Genomic DNA, 17,803 nt, shown 5'->3' with positions numbered 1-17,803 from the left:
TGCATGCAACACAAGCTCTCCGGATGGTACGAGGACGACTGAATGACCACCGACACCCCCCTGAGCGACCTCCGCGTCGTCGAGATGGGCCAGCTGCTGGCCGGCCCGTTCTGCGGGCAGCTCCTCGGCGACTTCGGCGCCGAGGTCATCAAGCTCGAGCCGCCGGGCGGCGGCGACCCGATGCGCGAGTGGGGCCGGGAGAAGCCGCACGGCCAGTCGTTGTGGTGGCCGATCCTGGCGCGCAACAAGAAGTCGGTGACGCTCAACCTGCGGACCCCCGAGGGCCAGGCCCTCGCCCGCCGGATCCTCGCCGAGGCCGACGTGCTGGTCGAGAACTTCCGCCCCGGCACCCTCGAACGCTGGGGCCTGTCGCCCGAGACCCTCTGGGCGGACAACCCCGGCCTGATCATCACCCGGGTCACCGGCTACGGCCAGAGCGGCCCGTACGCCCCGCGCGCGGGCTTCGGCTCGATCGGCGAGGCCATGGGCGGCATCCGCTACGTCACCGGCGACCCCGACAAGCCGCCGTCGCGCACCGGCATCTCGCTGGGCGACGAGCTGGCCGGGATGTTCGCGGCGCTCGGCACCCTGGTCGCCCTGCACGCCCGCAACCGCACGGGACGCGGGCAGATCGTCGACTCGGCGCTGTACGAGGCGGTGTTCGCGATGATGGAGTCGCTCGTCCCGGAGTGGGAGATCGCGGGCTACCAGCGCGAGCGCACCGGCTCGGTGCTGCCCAACGTGGCGCCGAGCAACGTCTACCCCACCAAGGACGGCCCGGTCCTCATCGCCGCCAACCGCGACACCATCTGGCAGCGGCTGGCCGAGGTCATGGGCCGGCCCGAGCTGGCGGCCGACGAACGGTTCGCCACGCACGGGTCGCGCGGCGCGAACGCCGACGAGCTGGACGAGATCATCGGTGCCTGGACCGCCGGGCACGACCCCGAGGAGCTGCTCGGCACGCTCCACGAGAACGGCATCCCGGCGGGGCTCACCTACCGGGCCAAGGACATGCTGAGCGACCCGCACTACCGCGCCCGCGAGGCGATCATCCGGATGGCGCATCCGGAGTTCGGCGACTTCCCCATGCAGAACGTGGTGCCCAAGCTGTCCGGCACGCCGGGCGCGGTGCGGTCCCTCGGGCCCGCGCTGGGACAGCACAACGACGAGATCTACCGCGGGGTGCTCGGGCTGAGTGAGGCCGAGGCCGCGCGGCTTGCCGCCGACGGCACCATCTGACCCGCCGCCCCGCCATCGGGTGACCATCGTTCAGCCGTCCAGCAGGCGGCGGGCCGAACGCACGACGGCCTCGTCGATCAGGCGGCCGTGGGCGTCGAGGCCGACGCCGCTGCCCGCGGCGAGGGCCGCCTCGTGCCGTGCGACGACGTCGCGCGCCTGCTCGATCTCGTCCCCGGTCGGCGTGAAGACCTCGTTCACGACCGGGATCTGCGCCGGATGGATGCAGGCCCTGCCGCGGAATCCGAGGCGCCGGAGGGCGAGGGTCGACGCGCGGAGCCGGTCCAGGTCACGGAAGTCGGTGCTGACCGGGGCGATGGGCGGCTCGATCCCGGCGGCGGCCGAGGCCAGGACCACCTGGGAGCGCGCCACCAGCAGCTCCCGCTCGTCCGGGCCGGGTTCGGCGCCCAGGTCGGCGCGCAGGTCGGCCTCGCCCAGCTGCAACCGGACGACGCGCGGCGCGCGGGCGAGGGCGGGGGCGGCGAGGACGGCGGCGGCCGACTCCAGCAGCGGGATCGTCCCGAGGCCGCCGGGGTCGAGACCGCGTTCCTTCTCCAGGCCGGTGAGCAGGACGTCGAGCGCCTCGAGCTGCGCGGGCGTCTCCGCCTTGGCCAGGCAGAGCCCCGCGACGCCGGGCAACGCCACGGCGCGGGCGTCGGCGATCCCGGGCTCGCCGGGATTGATCCGTACCCACACGCGCGGGCCCCGCGAGCCTCGCGGGCCGGACGCGAGCCACTCCGCCACGGACCGCCGGGCCGCCTCCTTCCCGGCGAGCGGGACGGCGTCCTCCAGGTCGACGATGAGCTCGTCCGCGCCCGAGGAGAAGGCCTTGGCCAGCTTGCCCGGCGCGTCGCCGGGGACGTAGAGGGCCGACCTCATCCGATGCGCCCCTTGCCTGCGATGAGGGCCTTGGCGATGACCGTCCGCATGATGTCGTTGGTGCCCTCGCCGATGCTCATCAGCGGCGCGTCCCGGTAGAGCCGCTCGACCACGAACTCCTTGGAGTAGCCGTAACCGCCGTGCACCTGCATCGAGGCCAGCGCGCAGTCGATGGCCGCCTCGGAGGCGAAGGTCTTGGCCATCCCGGCCTCCATGTCCACGCGCCGGCCCGCGTCCGCGCTCGCCGCCGCCCAGTAGACCAGCAGCCGCGCCGCCTGCACCTTGACGGCCATGTCGGCGATCTTGAGCTGGACGGCCTGGAAGTCGTGGATCTTCCGGCCGAACGCCTCGCGCTGCCCGGCGTAGGCGAGCGCCTCGTCGTAGGCGGCCTGGGCGATGCCGAGCGAGCGCGCCGCCACGTTGATGCGGCCGGTCTCCAGCGCCGACAGCACCTGCTGCATGCCCCTGCCCTCGACGCCGCCGAGCAGGTTCGCCGCCGGGACGCGGGCGTCCTCGAACACGATCTCGCACGACTCGGTGCCCTTGTAGCCCAGCTTGGGCAGGTCGCGGAGCACGCGGTACCCCGGCGTGGCCGCGTCGACCAGCAGGACGGACATGCCCCGGTGCGCCGGCCGCGCCGCCGGGTCGGTCTTGACCAGCACCGGCAGCGGGTCGGCGTGCCGGGCGTTGGTGATCCAGGTCTTGCCGCCGTTGACGACGTAGTGGGCGCCGTCGCGGCGGGCGGTGGTGCGGATGCCCTGCAGATCGGTGCCGGCGCCGGGTTCGGTCAGGCCGATGCCGGTCCGCCGGGCGCCGGACGCCAGGTCGGGCAGCAGCCGCCGCTTCTGGTCGTCGGTGCCGTGCCGGGCGATCATCCAGCAGGCCAGCGAGTGGCTGCCGAGGATGCCCGCGATGCCCATCCAGGCCTTGGAGATCTCCTCGAAGACCAGCGCGAACGAGACCATGTCGACGGCGAGGCCGCCGTACTCGGCGGGCACGGTCAGGCCGAAGAGCCCGAGACCGCGCATCCTCTCGATGATCTCGGCCGGATGGCGGCCGGCCGCCTCCCACTCCTGGGCGACGGGCCTGATCTCCTTGTCGGCGAACGCCCGGATCGTGTCCCGGAACAGGCGCTGCTCGTCGTTCAGCTCGAAGTCCATGCGGTCAGTCCTCGGGAAGGCGGGCGGGGGCAGGACGGGCGGGGGCGAAGACGGGCAGGTGCCGGCCGTCGGGCAGGGGGCGCCAGTCCACCCGCACGGGCCGGTCGCAACACCAGGACCCGGGGTCGGCGCCGACGAGGTTGGTGAGCAGGACCGGCCCTTCCGCCAGCCGCACCCGGGCCACGACGTACGGCGCCGGCGGGCCTCCCGGCGGCGCGCGGTGGACGACGGTGAACGCGTCGACGGTGCCGTGGCCCGTCACCTCGGCGAGGTCGAGCGCCGTACCGCCGCAGCCGGTGCACAACGCCCGCGGATAGTGCTGCCGGTGCCCGCACTCCAGGCATCGCTGCACGGTCAGGCGCCGCTCGCGGGTGGCGTCCCACCAGGGCGCGGTGACCTCGTCGGCGGGCACGTCGCCGAAGGCCGCCGGTTCCGCCGGTGTGCCGGTCATCGGTCGGCCCCCAGCAGGACGGTCGCGTGCGTGGAGAAGATACCGCCGGTGCCGTGCGCGAGCGCGACCTCGGCGTCCGGCACCTGCCGCTCGCCGCACTCGCCGCGCAGCTGCCGCGCCGCCTCCACGAGGAGCAGCAGCCCGAACATCCCGGGATGGTTGTAGGAGAGCCCGCCGCCGGAGGTGTTGAGCGGGAAGCCGCCGCCGGGCGCGGTCCGGCCGCCGGAGACGAAGGCCGCCGCCTCGCCGGGGCCGCAGAAGCCCAGCCCCTCCAGCGTCAGCAGCACCGTGATCGTGAACGAGTCGTAGATCTGCGCCACGTCCACGTCCGCGGGGGTGAGACGGGCCATGCCGAACGCCCGCCGCCCGGAGTCGTAGGATCCGGGCCGCAGCAGGTCACCGGCCGCGGCCATGCCGTCGTGCGTGGTGGACTCGCCGTATCCCAGCACCACCACCGGCGGGCGGGGCAGGTCGCGGGCACGTTCGAGCGAGGTGAGCACGATCGCGCCGCCGCCGTCGGTGACCAGGCAGCAGTCGGCCGTGCCTAGCGGCGACGACACCATCGGCGCGGCGAGCACCTCGTCCACGGTGAGGGGCCCCGCACCGTACCGGTGGGCGCGCGGGTTGAGGAGGGCCCAGTCGCGGGCCGCGACGGCCACCTCGGCCAGATCTTCGCGCTTGGCCCCGCAGTTGTGCAGGTACCGCTGGGCGGCCATCGCGTAGTAGGAGATCGGGTACAGCGGCGCGTAGGGCGTCTCGAACTGCGCCTGCGGCGTGTGCGTCTCGGTCGCCCCGCCCAGCGAGCGCGACCCGGCCGAACGCTGGTTGGACCCGTACGAGATCAGCACGGTGGAGCACTGGCCCGCCTCGATCGCCTGGACCGCCCGCGCCACGTACATCTCGAAGGCCGACCCGCCGGCGAACGTCGAGTCCGTCCACGCCGGGGCGATGCCGAGGTACTCGGCCACCTGTGCCGCGGAGAACCGCGACGCCCCGGCCGTGGCCAGGCCGTCCACGTCGCGCAGGGCCAGCCCCGCGTCCGCGAGGGCCCGCGTGACGGCCTGCGCCTGCAACGCCAGGATCGGCTTCCCGGTGACGCCGAGGTCGGACTCGGCGACGCCGGCGATGGCGACGGTCATGGGCCGATCTCCACGGTGGCCCCGGCGGGCGCGACCGCGACCCGGCCGTCCCCGTCCCCGCTTCCCGCCGCCTCGACGCGCTGCTCGACCACGATCAGGCCGTCCCGCGCGGCGGTGACGGTGCCGGTGCAGCGCACGGTCTCCCCGGCGAAGACCATGTTCCGGAAGCGGAAGTGGAGCTCGGTGATCCGGGCGCGCGGGCCGAGCCAATCCTGGAGCTGCTCGGCCAGGAGCGCCCCGAAGACCTGGCCGTCCACGACCGGGCCCGGGAGCCCCTTCTCCGCCACGTAGGCGGGGTCGTAGTGCAGGCGGTGCCAGTCCCAGGTCGCGCCCGCGTACGCGATCATGTCGGGCAGTTCGATGCGGCGTTCGAGGGGCGGCACCTCGGTGCCCGCGGTGATCCTCATCCGGCCGCCTCCAGCGCCACGTAGATCAGCGTCTCGGTGTTGGTGACCAGCGCCTCGCCGCGCTGGTCACGGTAGACGGCGGTCGACTCGACCACGACCATCGGCCGGCCGCCGGCGCCGGTCCGCTCGGTCACGGCGTCGATGCGCCAGGTCGCGGTGACGACGTCGCCGGGGCGGACCGGCCGGTGGAAGGTGTAGGCGTTGCCGCCCCGCACGAGCCGCGTGCCGGGGATGTCGATGTCCCAGGCGTGGCCCGCGTACCCGTCGGCGCCGCGCGGCACCCCGGCGTACTGGTTGGTCTCGCAGATCAGCGTGGGCGGGGCGATGACGCCCTCGTACCCGTGCGCGCGTGCGTACTCGTCGTCGACGTACAGCGGGTTGTCGTCGCCGACCGCCAGCGCGAAGTAGCGGAGGGCGGCCCGGCCCAGTTCCTCGGGCGCGGTGTAGGAGACCTCGCGCCCGGCCAGCGCCCTGATCTCGTCGGTCAGCAGGGTCATGGCAGCACCGCCGTCGGCACGACCTCGATCAGGAACTCGGGCCGCAGCAGCGCCGAGCACACCACCGGCGTCAGCGCCGGGACGTCGCCGAAGTACCTCGCCCGGATGCCGGCCACCTCCTCGTAGCGGCCGGCGGCGTCCGGCGTGATGTACTCGACCAGCCGGGTGACGCACCCGTACGGGAGCTCCTCACCCAGCCCGGCCTCGCGCAGGACGGCCGCGATGGAGGCGTAGACGTACTCGGCCTGGGCGGCCAGGTCGCCCGCGAAGATGGCTTTCTGGGTGGCCGGTTCGAGCGCCCCGAAACCCGACATGTGCAGCGTCCGGCCCGCCACGACGCCCGGCTTGTAGGTGAGGGTGGCGTAGCGCCGCCACCCGGGGTTGACCGCGCGCAGCGGCGCCGTGGACGCCAGCGCGTCGAGCGAGACCATGACGCCGGGGGCCACCGGCCGGTCGACGAGGATGCCCGCCGCGCCGGGTCCCGGCCCGGGGAGCAGGTCCCTGCGCGGCCGGCCGCAGCGCGGGTAGTCGGCCCGGGTCGCGGTCGCGGTGTAGTCGGTCGTCCGCACCAGGGACTCCAGCCCGAGCCCGGCCGGTCCGAGGAGCCGGGCGGCGTTCTCCAGGCACTCGCGGTACTGGGCGCGGAAGTCACCTCCGCCGTGCGGCCGCACGCCCGGAAGGTAGACCACGTCCTCGGCGATGCGCAGCTCGCCCGCCGCACGTCCGCCGCCGGGAAATGCGGTGAGCTCGACCGCCAGCTCGGCGCCGGGGTCGAGGAGCGCCTCCACCGGGACGGTCGTGACCGGGACGCGGTGCTCCCCCAGCGCCGCCGCGCGCGCCCGCTCCACCCGTGCGTACGAGTCCAGCGCGGCGGCCGTCGCGTACTCCACGACGTGCACCACGTCCGGGGGACCGAGCGAGTGCTCGCCGAGCACCCGGGCGGCGCCCGCGTGGGCGGACGTGATCGAGCCGGGCACGGCGGGGAGCCGGACGGTCCGGATGTCGTCAGAGGCCATGCTTCTCCAATGCCTTCGTGAGCGGGGCGAGCGACGGCAGGCCGGCCAGGCCGAGCACGGCCTCGGCGACCGGCTCGCCGCCCGGCCCGAGGTTCGCCAGCGCCTTGGCGCGGACGGTGGCGTCGATCCCGGGGTCCCCGGGGCCGCCGCGGCTCCGCCGCACCTCGGCCGACACCCGGCCGCCGTCCGCCAGCCGGGCGTGCAGCCGGCCGGGCTGGTCGGCCGCGACGCCGCCGAACCCGACGACCTCGTGACGGACGCGGGCCGCGAGCTCGGCCACGTCGGGCCTGCCGGTCCCGGCGTAGGTCTCCACGGTCACCTCGCCGTCCAGCACCATCGCGGCGACGCTCCACGGCAGGCTGAACTTCGCCTCGTACGGGCCGCGGGGACGGTCCTTGCCGGGGCCGCACACGATCGGCGCCGCGTCCGGATGCACCTCCGCGATGATCTCCTCGACGCGCCCCGGCGCCCCGTGCAGCCGCCGGGCGGCGTCGAGCTGGGCGTGCATGAGCTGGCAGGCCGGGTACGGCTTGATCGTGATCTGGGACGTCTCCCAGCGGTCGCCGAGGCCGGCGAGGACGTCGCCGGGAGCGGGCCGCCACCCGGTGAGCGCGCGGTAGACGCCGTACTCCCCCTCGAAGACGGTCGCGGGCCCGGTGGCCCCGGCCGCCGCGAGCGCCGCGGCCTGCGCGCCGTCCCGGGCGGCGAAGCCGGCGTGCAGCTGCTTGGTGGACGCGCCGCCGCCGAGGAACTCCAGCAGCCCGCCCGCCCGGCTGCCGGCGATGCCGAGCGCGTGCACCGCCTGCTCGGCGGGCAGCCGCCGCAGCCGCGCCGCGGTCAGCGCCGCCGCGAACACCCCGCACACGGCGGTCGCGTGCAGGCCGCGCGCGTGGAAGGCGTGCGGCGCGGCGGCGCCGAGCCTGCACACGGTCTCCAGGCCCGCGACCAGCGCGGTCAGGACCTCGGCCCCGGTCGCCCCGAGCCGGGCGCCCTCCTTCAGCGCGACCGGGAGGACGGGCGCCGTCGCGTGCACGAGCCCGCCCGCGTGGGTGTCGTCGAAGTCGAGGGCGTGGACGAGCACGCCGAGGCCGAAGACCTCGTCGCCCGCGGCGAGGACCCCGGCGGGCACGGCGCCGGTCCGGGCCGCCGCGGCCGCGCAGCCGATCCCGTCGAGCGCGTGCCGCGCCGCCGCCGCGCGCACCTCCGCCGGGACACGGTCCGGTTCCAGGGAGAGCGCCCACTCGGCGAGCCGCCGCGCGATCGTCACGGTGCCCCTTCCCCGAACGCACCGGCCGCGGCCAGGCCGCCGACGCGCTCGGGCCCGTACCCGAGGACGTCGCGCAGGACGTGCCCGGCGTCCTCGTTGCGCAGCGGCGCCCGCCGGTACGAGGGGCGCCCGGCGCCGACGCGCACCGGTGACGCCAGGTTCCTCACCGTCCCGTACCGCGGGTGCTCGGTGTCGACGATGAGGTCGCGGGCCAGCGTGTGCTCCTCGCGCAGGGCGCCCTCCACGTCGTTGACCGGCCCGCACGGGATCGCGGCGGCGTACAGCGGCTCCAGCCACTCGGCCACGGTGCGGGTCGCGAAGACCTCCTCCAGCAGCGGCAGCAGCTCGGCCGCGTTGCGCTGCCGGTCGGCGAACGTGGCGAAGCGCGCGTCGCCCGCCAGCCCGGGGAGCCCGATGACCGTGGTCAGCCGCCGCCAGAACTTCTCCTTCGCGCACCCGACGACCAGCCAGCCGTCCCGGGCCTCGAACACCTGGAACGGGACGAGTGAGGGATGCGCCGAGCGGCGGGTGCGCACCGGCCGGAACCCGGCGTTGAGATGCCACACGCCGGGATAGGTCAGCATCGCGATCGCGGTGTCGTACAACGACACGTCGCAGTCCATTCCCACGCCGTCGCGCCGCGCCGCGTGCAGCCCGGCCAGCAGCGCCAGCGCCGCCACGAAGCCGCCCGAGTAGTCGACCAGCGAGAGCCCGGACTTGGCGGGCGGCCCGTCCGGCTCGCCGGTCAGCTCCATCCAGCCGGCCAGGCCCTGGAGGACGTAGTCGTAGCCCGGCTCGGCCGACCTCGGCCCCGTCATCCCGAAGCCGGTCAGCGAGCAGCACACCACGGCCGGGTTGAGCGGCTTGAGGTCGTCGTAGGTGATGCGCAGCTTGGCCGGCACGTCACCGCGCAGGTTGGAGTAGACGGCGTCGCTGACCCGCACCAGGTCCTCGAAGACCTCCCGGCCGGCGGGCGTGCTGAGGTCGAGCGACAACGACCGCTTGTTGCGGTTGAACGCCTCGTGGAACAGCGAGTCCTCGCCCTCGGCGTAGGGCGGCACGTAGCGGCCCACGTCACCGCCCGTGCGCGGGTCCTCGATCTTGATGATCTCGGCGCCGAGGTCGGCCAGGTGCAGCGAGCCGAACGGGCCCGCCCCGTACTGCTCGAGCGAGACCACCCGCACGTCCTGAAGCGGCTTCACCGCACTCCTCCGATCAGCACGCCACTTCTCCGATCAGCACGCCACTTCTCCGATCAGCACGCCACTTCTCCGATCAGCACGCCACTTCTCCGATCAGCTCGATGAGCCGCGCCTGCGCGGCGCGGATCTCGTGCGGCGGCAGGCCGTGCGTCGGCGGCGTCAGCTTGACGGTGTCGGCCAGCCCCTCGTACCCGGCGAGGCGCTCGCGCACCTGCGCGGCGGTCCCGGCGAGGGTCAGCACGTCCGCCATCGCCTCCGGCGCGGCGCCGGCGAGGCCGTGGAAGGCGAAGAAGCCCGCGTAGGTGCGCACCGAGGCGTAGAAGGACGTCACGTTCGCCGCCCGGGCGCGGGCCGCGGCCGGGTCCGGGTCGATCGAGCAGACCGCCGAGACCACCACGTCCAGGCCGGCGCGGTCACGTCCGGCGGCGTCGAGGCCCTGTTCCAGCATGGGCAGCGACCGGTCGCGCAGCCACGCGGGCGAGCACAGCTCGTGGGAGATCCACCCGTCGCCGATCTCGCCGGCGAGCCGGGTCAGACCCGGCCCGAGGCCGGCCAGGTACACCGGGACGCTCTCGCGGACCTGCGGGAAGGGCCGCCGGTAGCCGCGCACGTTCAGCGGCGCGTGCGCGCCGTCCAGCACCAGCGGGACGCCGTCGGCGGCGCGCGCCACGATGAGCCGGATCGCGGCGACGGTCTCGCGCAGCCGCGGCGCCGGCGGGGCCCAGCGCACGTTGTGCCAGTCCTCGTTGAGCCTCTTCACGCCGGTGCCCAGGCCGAGCACGAACCGGCCGCCCGACAGTTCGTCCAGGTCGAGCGCCTCCAGCGCCGTGATCATGGGGCTGCGGGTGAAGGCCAGCGTGATCGCGGTCCCGATCCGGGCCCGCCGCGTCCCCATCGCCAGCGCCGCCGCCGCGACGGTGGCGCTGCGGTGCAGCTCGGGCACCCAGACGACCTCCGCGCCCGCCGCCTCGGCGCGTCCCGCGGCGTCGATCAGCTCGCCGAGCGTCTCGCCCCACGGGCCGTAGGTGATCCTCACGCCGTGCCCTCCGGCAGCCGCATCGGCCCGGTCCTGGCCTCGGGGAAGTAGCCCTTGTCGTGCGGGGCGTCGCGCTTGTAGACCATCACCGTCCGGATCCAGGAGATGATCTCGTCGCCGTCCTGGTTGAGGCCGCGGGTGCGGCAGGTGACGATGCCCGCGTACGGCCGCGACCCGGACTCGCGCGCCTCGGTGACCAGCGACTCGGCGTAGACGGTGTCGCCCACGAACACCGGGTGGGTGAGGCGGATGTCGGTCCAGCCCAGGTTCAGCAGCGCGGTCTGGCTGATGTCGATGACCGACAGGCCGAGGACGAGCGCGACGGTCAGCCCGGAGTTGACGATGACCTTCCCGTACGGGGCGCGGGCGGCGAAGTCGGCGTTGAAGTGGTTCTGGTTGGTGTTGAGCGTCAGCAGCGTGAACCAGGTGTTGTCGGCCTCGCTGATCGTGCGGCCGAACGGGTGCCGGAAGACGTCGCCGACCGCGAAGTCCTCGTAGTACCGCCCGATCCCCGCCTCGTGCACGGTCAAGGTCACATCCCTTCTCGCCGCCGCCTCTTGCACGTCAAAGTGAAACACTGTTTCCTTAGTCGAAACAAGAGCGAGGAGGGGACGCGGTGCGGGTGACGCTTTCGATCGCCGGCGGGATCCGCGAGTCGGCCGCCGCCTGCCCGGACGCCCTGGCCGTGTCCGACGGCGACCGGCGGCTGACGTTCCGGGGCCTGGACGACCGGGCGAGCCGCCTGGCCAACGCGCTGCGGTCCGCGCGGTCCGCGGGTGCGGGCCTGTCGGCGGGCGACCGCGTCGCGGTGCTGCTCGGCAACAGGCTGGAGTACGTGGAGATCGCCTGCGGCATCGCCAAGGCGGGGCTGGTCATGGTGCCGATCAGCACCCGCGCCACGCCCGCCGAGGTCGCGCACATCCTGGGGCACTCGGGCAGCCGGGCCCTCCTCCTGGACGCCGCGTACGCCGACCTCGCCGGCGACGCGGCTCCCCCGCTCGTCCTGGCGATCGGGGCGGCGGGCGCGGGCCCGTCGTACGAGGCGGCGCTCGCGCACGCGTCGCCGGCCGACCCGCGGGTTCCGGTCGCCGAGGACGACCCGTTCACCGTCGTCTACACCTCCGGGACCACCGGGGCCCCCAAGGGCGTGGTCATCAGCCACCGGTCCCGGGTGCTGACGTTCTACGGCGCGGCGCTCGACTGGGGCCTGGGGCCGGGCCGCCGCAGCGTCGCCGTGGCGCCGATGCACCACGGCGCCGGCTTCGCGTTCGGCTACGCGCCGGTGTTCACCGGCGGCATGGTGACGATGTTGCGCCGCTGGGACCCCGAGGCGCTCCTGGACCTGATCGAACGGGAGCGGGCGCAGTCGGTCTTCCTCGTGCCCACGCACGCGCACATGCTGCGCGCGCTCGGCGACACGGCGCTGCGCTCCCGCGACCTGTCGAGCCTCGACACCATCTACTTCAACGCCGCGGCGCTGCCCACCACGCTCAAGGAGTGGGTGATGGAGGCGTTCCCGGGCGTCGGCGTGCACGAGCTGTACGGGTCGACCGAGGCGGGCGTGATCTCCAACTGCCGCCCGTACGACGCGCGCCGCAAGCCCGGCTCGGTCGGCACCCCGTGGTTCATGACCGAGATCCGGATCGTCGGCGACGACGGCGCCGAGGCCGGGCCGGGCGAGCGCGGCGAGCTGTTCAGCCGCTCCCCCTACCTGATGAACGGCTACCTGGACGACCCCGCGGCGACCGCCGCCTGCACGACCCCCGACGGCTTCATGACCTCGGGCGACATCGTCGTCCGCGACGAGGAGGGTTACCTCTCCGTCGTCGACCGCAAGAAGGACATGATCATCTCGGGCGGGATCAACATCGCGCCGCGCGAGGTGGAGGAGGTGCTGGCGACCTGTCCCGGCGTCGCCGAGGCCGCGGTCGTCGGCGTCCCGTCCGCCAAGTGGGGCGAGGAGGTCGCCGCCTTCGTAGTCGCCGCCGGGCCGGTCGAGGCGGCCGCGATCACCGACCACTGCCGGCGGCGGCTCGCCGGGCCCAAGGTCCCCCGGCACGTCGAGTTCGTCGCCGCGCTCCCCCGCAACGCCGCCGGCAAGATCCTCAAGCGCGAGCTCCGCACCGGAAGGAACTGAATCACGTGCGTCCGCATGTCGAGGTCATCCAGGAGAACGACTACGTCTGGCACGCCGCCGAACTCGCCGGCGGCGAGGGCCGCGCGAGCGAGCGCAGGCTGTCGGTCGACGAGGAGGACGGCTCGTCCTCGCTGCGCGTCGACTTCCACACCGCCTGGGGGCGCGGCCCCGGCGCGCACCACGCCGACACCGAGTACTACGTCCTCGAGGGCTCGATGTCCTACGGCGGCCGGGAGATCGGCAAGGGCGGCTACGTGCACGCGCCCAAGGGCGTGACCGTCGAGGCCATGACGTTCGCCGAGGGCACCCGGATCCTGCACTACCGCGAGTTCGGCGACGCGGGGTTCGACCGCCTGGACGACGTCCGCGCGCCCGTCCCCGGCTCGGTCGCGGGCCGGGGCGAGGTCATCGTGCTCGACAGCGACGCGATGACCTGGGACGCGGTGCCCAACCCCGGGCCGATGCCGGGACTGTTCATCAAGTACCTCCACGTCGACCCGGAGACCGGCTTCTACACGCGTCTCGTGCACGCCCAGCAGGGCTGGACCGACCACCGGCTCGCGCACCATCCGTGCTACGAGGAGGCGTACACCGTCCAGGGCCACATGGAGTACAACTTCGGCACGCTCGACCTGGGCACCTACTTCTTCCGGCCCGCGCGCGTGAAGCACGGCCACTTCACCAGCATGGAGGGCGGCGCCACCTGGCTGCTGCGCTCCGACGGCGAGCTCTTCAACTGGTACACCCAGAACGAGTGGGTGCGGTGGGGCGGCGAGGCCGTCAACTGGGGGCCCGAGGGCCGCATGCGCTACTCCCAGTCGTCGCACGACCTCGGCGTCGGCACTCCCGCCCGCAGCGCGCAGGACCTGCGGGACCTGCGCGCCTCCGTCGAGTTCCAGCGGTCCCAGGGCGAGCCCGACGACGACTTCGTCCAGCACGGCCACGGCACCGACACCAGCATCACCGCCATCGCCAAGGCCCTGGACGCCGCCCGCCTCCAGGGCGGCCACGGGCCGGACTGGGGTTCTCACGCCCCCACGCTGGAGCACCCGGACGAACGGTCCGACGGCCACGCGCACAACTGGGGCCGCGGCCGGAGCTGGAAGCAGGGCGACCCGGTCCCCGCCCCGATCCTGTCGAGCCTGCCCGTCCGCAGCCGCTCCGCGGGCCGCTGGGCGGGCGACGGCATGTGAACCGGTGCCTGATAGGAGAAAATTCTCCTGAGGTTTCTGTTATCCAGTAACGTGCCCGGGGTCTCTCAAGTGTCGGTTGATCGAACTTCGAGTCCGAGAACGAGCACGGGTGAGCATGAACCACGACGATGGCATTCCCCGCGACACCGTCCACGGCCCCGGCGGCCGCCGCGAAGGGCACTACGACGCCCGCTACGACGCCCGCTACGACGCGGACCCCGGCGCGGACCCCGGCGCGGGCCACGACGGCGGCTACGCGGGCTATGACGCGAGCCACGGCGCTCCGCGGCAGGGCGGTCGGCGCCCCGGCGGACGGCACCCCGGCGGCCCGCACGGGGGCGGCCCGCGCCGCCTTCCGCAGCGGGGCGGGCGGCGGCCCGACGACGATCGGCGCGGCGGCCTCCCCCGCTGGATGGCCGTGGCGGCGCTCGGCTCGGCCGCGGTGGTCACCATCGCCGGGGCCGGCTACGCGCTGACGCGCCCGTCCGACTCGCCGTCGGGCTCGACGGCGGGCGCGGCCGACCTTCCCGGGCAGCCGGCCACGGACACGACCGTGTCCCCCGGCGCCTCTCCGGAGGCCACGCCGACGCCCACGACGTCGGCCTCGCCGACCGCCAAGCCCAAGGCGAAGCCGAAGCCGGTCCGCAAGGCGACGCCGACGAGGAAGCCCTCGCGCACCTCCTCGCCCGGGTCCGGTGCCCGCCCGCCGTCGAGCGGCGGCTCGGTCCCCTCGACGTCCGCCGGGCAGGTCGTGTCGCTGACCAACGCCGAGCGCGCCAGGAAGGGCTGCGGCCCGGTGACCATCGACAGCAGGCTGCAGACCGCCGCGCAGCGGCATTCGGCCGACATGGTCGCGCGCGACTACTTCTCCCACAGCAGCCCGGACGGCAAGGGCCCGGGCGACCGCATCACCGCGGCCGGCTACCGGTGGTCGACCTACGGCGAGAACATCGCCGCGGGCCAGCCGACCCCGGCCAGCGTCGTCTCCGCGTGGATGAACAGCTCGGGCCACCGGGCCAACATCCTCAACTGCTCGTTCAAGAACATCGGGGTCGGCCTCGCCCGCAAGGGCGGCACCCCCTACTGGACCCAGGTCTTCGGCGCCCGCTGAGCCCGTCCCGCGCCCGCTCCGCCACCCCGCCGCCCGCGATCAGCGCGGGGTGGCGAAGACCTGCGTCCAGTACGGGCCGCCCGAGCCGGTGACGAGCCCGACGCCGATCAGGCTGAACCGGCAGTTGACGATGTTGGAGCGATGTCCCGGGCTGTTCATCCAGGACGTCATCACCGAGCTCGCGGTGCCCTGGCCCTTGGCGATGTTCTCCGCCCAGGAGCTCCAGCGGAACCCGGTGGCGTCGATCCGGTCGCCGGGCCCCTTGCCGTCCGGGCTGGTGTGGTCGAAGTAGCCGCGCGCCGCCATGTCGGCGGAGTGGCGGCGGGCGGCCGTGGTCAGGCGCGGGTCGGCCCGCAGGGGCCCGCACCCCTGCCGGGAGCGCTGGGCGTTGACCAGGGCGACGACCTGCGCCTCGGGCCCAGAGGCCGCGACCGGCCGGGCCGTCTTGCGCGGGGCCAGCCGGTCGGCCTCGGCGGCCGGGCTCGGCGATGGGGGCGGGACGGTGCGCCGTCCGGCGTCCGGTACGGGCGACACCGCGACCGGGCCCTCGGAACGGGGCGGATCGTCGGGCAGCACCGCGATGACGACGACCGCGGCCGCCGCGGCGGCGCCGGCGGTCGCCGCCGTCCAGCCGCCGCCGGGCAGGCTGAGGCCGTGCCCGCCGGACGGGCCGAGGGCGACGTTCACCGGCGCGGCCGGCAACGACGAGGCCGCCGCCACCAGCTCCCCGGGCGCCGATTCGAGCAGCGCGGGCGCGACCGGCACCAGGGCCAGCCCGGCGAGCAACATCTCGGCCGGGACCAGCGCCTCCCGCCGGTTCTTGCAGGCCCGGCAGCCGCGCACGTGCCGGGCGACGCGCTTGCGCCACAGCGGCGACGGCCGGCCGTCCCAGCCCGCGGTCAGCTCCGCCAGCTCGCCGCAGAGCGGCTCGGCCGCCAGCGCCCGGACGACCGACCGCCCGGTGTCGAGCTGTTCCTTCATCCTCTTCACGCGCACGGCGGCGTGCCGGGTCGACAACCCGGCCGCAGCGGCCAGCTCCGCCCTCGTGAGGGCGCCCGCGGCCTCCAGCCACCACAGCGCGAGCAGCTCCCGGTCGGCCTCGTCCAGCCAGCGGGTGGCGGCGGCGACCTCGCGGCGCTGCCCGGTCAGGCCCAGCCGGGCGATGGTCACCTCGGCGAAGTCGGCCGCCGGGTCGGCGACCTGGGCCGCGGTCTCGTCGTCGAGCCCGACCACGGGCCGGTCCCGCTGGGACCGCCAGCGCCGCCGGACCTGGTTCATCGCGATCGCGACCAGCCACGACCGGAAGCGCGCGGGGTCCCGCAGGCCGCCCAGCCCGCGCAGGGCCCGCACCATGGTGTCCTGGACCACGTCGTCGACGTCGGCGTGCCCGTCCAGCGCCCGCCCGACGACGTTGTAGACCAGCGGCAGGTGCTCGTGCACGAGCCGTTCGCGGGCCGCCTCGTCCCCGGCCCGCGCCGCCCCGACCAGCCGATCCAGGTCGTCCACGCTCGCACCTCTCCCCGGCGCCCGGTCCCTCCGGCCGCCTTACGGGAGACCCTCCTGCCACCCAGAGATAACAGAAACCCGGCATATTCGGCCGAATCTCCAGAAAAAGCGCATCTCAGGCGCGGTGCAGATAGGTGCCGCCAGGCTCGCCCACGACCCGGCCGTCCCGGTAGGCGACCCGGCCGCCGACCACGGTGGCGACCGGCCAGCCCCGCACGTCCACCCCGTCGAACGGGCAGTGGTCCTGACCGGACAGCAGCAGGTCGGTGGTGACCCGCTGCCGCTTGTCGAGGTCCACGACGGTGAGGTCGGCGTCGAAGCCGACCGCGAGGCTCCCCTTGCGGCCCCACAGGTTGTACGCGCGGGCGGGGTTGGCGGCGGCGAGCTCGGCGACGCGGGTGAGCGGGATGTCGCGGCGGTGATGGCCCTCGCTGATCAGGACGGGGTAGAGCAGCGCGGTCCCGCCGAAGCCGGGGCGGGCCGGCCACAGCTCGTCGCCCTTGTGCTCCTCCATGCAGCAGGCATGGTCGGAGGCGACCCAGTCGACGCCGCCGTCGCGCACCCGCTCCCAGAGGTACTCGTTGTCCAGCGGCGTGCGGATCGGCGGGTTGACCTTGCCGCCGAGGCCGCCGCGGGCGTCGAGCGAGTCGTGGTCCAGGCACAGGTGGTGCAGGGTGACCTCGCGGCGCATGTCGTTGCCGTGCAGGTCGCGGGCCGTCTCGGCGGCGCGCAGCGCGTCGGCGCTGGACAGGTGCAGCAGGTTGACGTTGGTCCCGGTGTGGCCGGCCAGGGTCGTCGCCTCGGCGATGGCGACCCGTTCGGTGAGCGGCGGGCGGCCCTCGGAGTAGGCGCGCAGGTTCTGCGCCCGGCCGCCGGCCCGCACCCGGTCGATGAAGACGCGCATGAGCTCGGACTGCTCGCAGTGCAGCGAGAGCGACAACCGCAGGTCCGGGTGCTCGATCTGGGACTGGGCCAGCTGCTCCAGGATCAGGTAGAGATGGCCGAGGTCGTACTCGTCGCCCATGGTGAACGACCGGGCGTCGCGGCTGTTGGCGGCCAGGTCGAACCCCTTGTAGAACATGTAGTACTTGTACGAGGTGACCCCGTGGTCGGCGATGAGCCGCGGGATCTCGCCGATCTGCGCCACCGTCATCGGCGCCAGGTGGAATCCGTAGTCGGTGAACGCCCGCCCCTCCACCGCGGCGAGCACCTCGGGGAAGATCTCCTTGTACGGGCCGGTCCGGTCCAGGTAGTGCTGTCCGGTGCGGAAGTACGAGAGCACCGTGGTCGCGCCGCCGACCAGTGACGAGCGCGTCTCCTCGTAGGCGTCGATCCCCATGTCGCGGTAGATGCCGATGTGGAAGTGGGCGTCCACGGCGCCCGGCAGCACCGCCTTGCCCGTCGCGTCGAGCACTTCGTCGGCGTCGCCCAGGTCCTCGCCGACGGCGGTGATCCGCCCGTCGCGCACGCCGAGGTCGGCGCGGACCTCGCCGTGGTAGGGCACGACCAGTACTCCGCCGTGGACGAGAAGGTCGTATCGGGCCATCGGCCGCCTCCTTCGAGGGT

General features: G+C 74.4%; 17 protein-coding genes. 4 read left to right on the top strand and 13 right to left on the bottom strand.

Going from position 1 to position 17,803, the window contains the following annotated elements; genetic code table 11:
- Window positions 1–42: 42 nt before the first annotated feature.
- On the top strand, window positions 43–1,239 hold the full coding sequence (locus tag ABZ810_RS33665; protein ID WP_358410166.1) for a CoA transferase: 1,197 nt from the start codon (window positions 43–45) through the stop codon (window positions 1,237–1,239).
- A 30-nt stretch (window positions 1,240–1,269) separates the two neighbouring features.
- Here ABZ810_RS33665 and ABZ810_RS33660 read toward each other — a convergent pair whose 3' ends face one another.
- From ABZ810_RS33660 to ABZ810_RS33610, 11 genes are all read right to left on the bottom strand, one after another.
- The gene (locus ABZ810_RS33660; RefSeq protein ID WP_358410164.1) at window positions 1,270–2,115 is read right to left on the bottom strand and encodes a CoA ester lyase; all 846 of its coding nucleotides are present in this window, start codon (window positions 2,113–2,115) and stop codon (window positions 1,270–1,272) included.
- Window positions 2,112–3,275 carry an acyl-CoA dehydrogenase family protein gene (locus ABZ810_RS33655; protein ID WP_358410163.1) on the bottom strand — a complete coding sequence of 388 codons (1,164 nt, stop codon included), beginning with the start codon at window positions 3,273–3,275 and terminating at the stop codon, window positions 2,112–2,114. Before ABZ810_RS33655 ends, ABZ810_RS33660 begins: the two co-directional genes overlap by 4 nt.
- A gap of 4 nt (window positions 3,276–3,279) precedes the next feature.
- Window positions 3,280–3,726, bottom strand: coding sequence for an OB-fold domain-containing protein (locus ABZ810_RS33650; RefSeq protein WP_358410161.1), 447 nt, complete (start codon window positions 3,724–3,726; stop codon window positions 3,280–3,282).
- On the bottom strand, window positions 3,723–4,865 hold the full coding sequence (locus tag ABZ810_RS33645; RefSeq protein ID WP_358410159.1) for an acetyl-CoA acetyltransferase: 1,143 nt from the start codon (window positions 4,863–4,865) through the stop codon (window positions 3,723–3,725). The genes ABZ810_RS33650 and ABZ810_RS33645 overlap by 4 nt, the downstream gene beginning before the upstream one ends.
- Window positions 4,862–5,272 carry a MaoC/PaaZ C-terminal domain-containing protein gene (locus ABZ810_RS33640; RefSeq protein WP_358410158.1) on the bottom strand — a complete coding sequence of 137 codons (411 nt, stop codon included), beginning with the start codon at window positions 5,270–5,272 and terminating at the stop codon, window positions 4,862–4,864. The genes ABZ810_RS33645 and ABZ810_RS33640 overlap by 4 nt, the downstream gene beginning before the upstream one ends.
- Entirely contained in the window at window positions 5,269–5,769 is a 501-nt protein-coding gene (locus ABZ810_RS33635) for a MaoC family dehydratase N-terminal domain-containing protein (RefSeq protein WP_358410157.1), read from the bottom strand. The genes ABZ810_RS33640 and ABZ810_RS33635 overlap by 4 nt, the downstream gene beginning before the upstream one ends.
- Window positions 5,766–6,785 carry a Rid family hydrolase gene (locus tag ABZ810_RS33630; protein WP_358410156.1) on the bottom strand — a complete coding sequence of 340 codons (1,020 nt, stop codon included), beginning with the start codon at window positions 6,783–6,785 and terminating at the stop codon, window positions 5,766–5,768. Before ABZ810_RS33630 ends, ABZ810_RS33635 begins: the two co-directional genes overlap by 4 nt.
- Window positions 6,775–8,052: an MmgE/PrpD family protein gene (locus tag ABZ810_RS33625; protein WP_358410154.1), complete on the bottom strand. Its 1,278-nt coding sequence runs from the start codon at window positions 8,050–8,052 to the stop codon at window positions 6,775–6,777. The genes ABZ810_RS33630 and ABZ810_RS33625 overlap by 11 nt, the downstream gene beginning before the upstream one ends.
- Window positions 8,049–9,254, bottom strand: a complete 1,206-nt coding sequence (locus ABZ810_RS33620) for a CoA transferase (RefSeq protein ID WP_358410152.1) — start codon at window positions 9,252–9,254, stop codon at window positions 8,049–8,051. The genes ABZ810_RS33625 and ABZ810_RS33620 overlap by 4 nt, the downstream gene beginning before the upstream one ends.
- Window positions 9,255–9,327: 73 nt before the next feature.
- Window positions 9,328–10,290: an LLM class flavin-dependent oxidoreductase gene (locus ABZ810_RS33615; RefSeq protein ID WP_358410150.1), complete on the bottom strand. Its 963-nt coding sequence runs from the start codon at window positions 10,288–10,290 to the stop codon at window positions 9,328–9,330.
- Entirely contained in the window at window positions 10,287–10,814 is a 528-nt protein-coding gene (locus ABZ810_RS33610) for a MaoC family dehydratase (protein ID WP_358410383.1), read from the bottom strand. Before ABZ810_RS33610 ends, ABZ810_RS33615 begins: the two co-directional genes overlap by 4 nt.
- A 92-nt stretch (window positions 10,815–10,906) precedes the next feature.
- Here ABZ810_RS33610 and ABZ810_RS33605 point away from each other — a divergent pair, with 92 nt between their 5' ends.
- The 3 genes from ABZ810_RS33605 (at window position 10,907) to ABZ810_RS33595 (ending at window position 14,731) form a co-directional block, all read left to right on the top strand.
- Window positions 10,907–12,427 (top strand): AMP-binding protein, encoded by a 1,521-nt coding sequence (locus ABZ810_RS33605; RefSeq protein ID WP_358410148.1) that lies wholly within the window; start codon window positions 10,907–10,909, stop codon window positions 12,425–12,427.
- Window positions 12,428–12,432: 5 nt separating this feature from the next.
- Window positions 12,433–13,620 (top strand): DUF4437 domain-containing protein, encoded by a 1,188-nt coding sequence (locus ABZ810_RS33600; RefSeq protein WP_358410146.1) that lies wholly within the window; start codon window positions 12,433–12,435, stop codon window positions 13,618–13,620.
- Window positions 13,621–13,735: 115 nt separating this feature from the next.
- Window positions 13,736–14,731: a CAP domain-containing protein gene (locus ABZ810_RS33595; protein ID WP_358410145.1), complete on the top strand. Its 996-nt coding sequence runs from the start codon at window positions 13,736–13,738 to the stop codon at window positions 14,729–14,731.
- Between the two features lie 39 nt (window positions 14,732–14,770).
- Here the strand turns inward: ABZ810_RS33595 and ABZ810_RS33590 are convergent, their stop codons facing one another.
- Together ABZ810_RS33590 and ABZ810_RS33585 are read right to left on the bottom strand one after the other, a co-directional pair.
- Entirely contained in the window at window positions 14,771–16,237 is a 1,467-nt protein-coding gene (locus ABZ810_RS33590; RefSeq protein WP_358410144.1) for a sigma-70 family RNA polymerase sigma factor, read from the bottom strand.
- Window positions 16,238–16,352: 115 nt separating this feature from the next.
- Window positions 16,353–17,783 carry a dihydroorotase family protein gene (locus ABZ810_RS33585; RefSeq protein ID WP_358410142.1) on the bottom strand — a complete coding sequence of 477 codons (1,431 nt, stop codon included), beginning with the start codon at window positions 17,781–17,783 and terminating at the stop codon, window positions 16,353–16,355.
- Window positions 17,784–17,803: the final 20 nt, after the last annotated feature.

It is taken from the genome of Spirillospora sp. NPDC047279, from assembly GCF_040643285.1.
Taxonomy (GTDB): Bacteria; Actinomycetota; Actinomycetes; order Streptosporangiales; family Streptosporangiaceae; genus Spirillospora.
The sequence above is the reverse complement of the archived record's forward strand: the minus strand, read 5'-3'. Positions and strand labels throughout refer to the sequence as shown.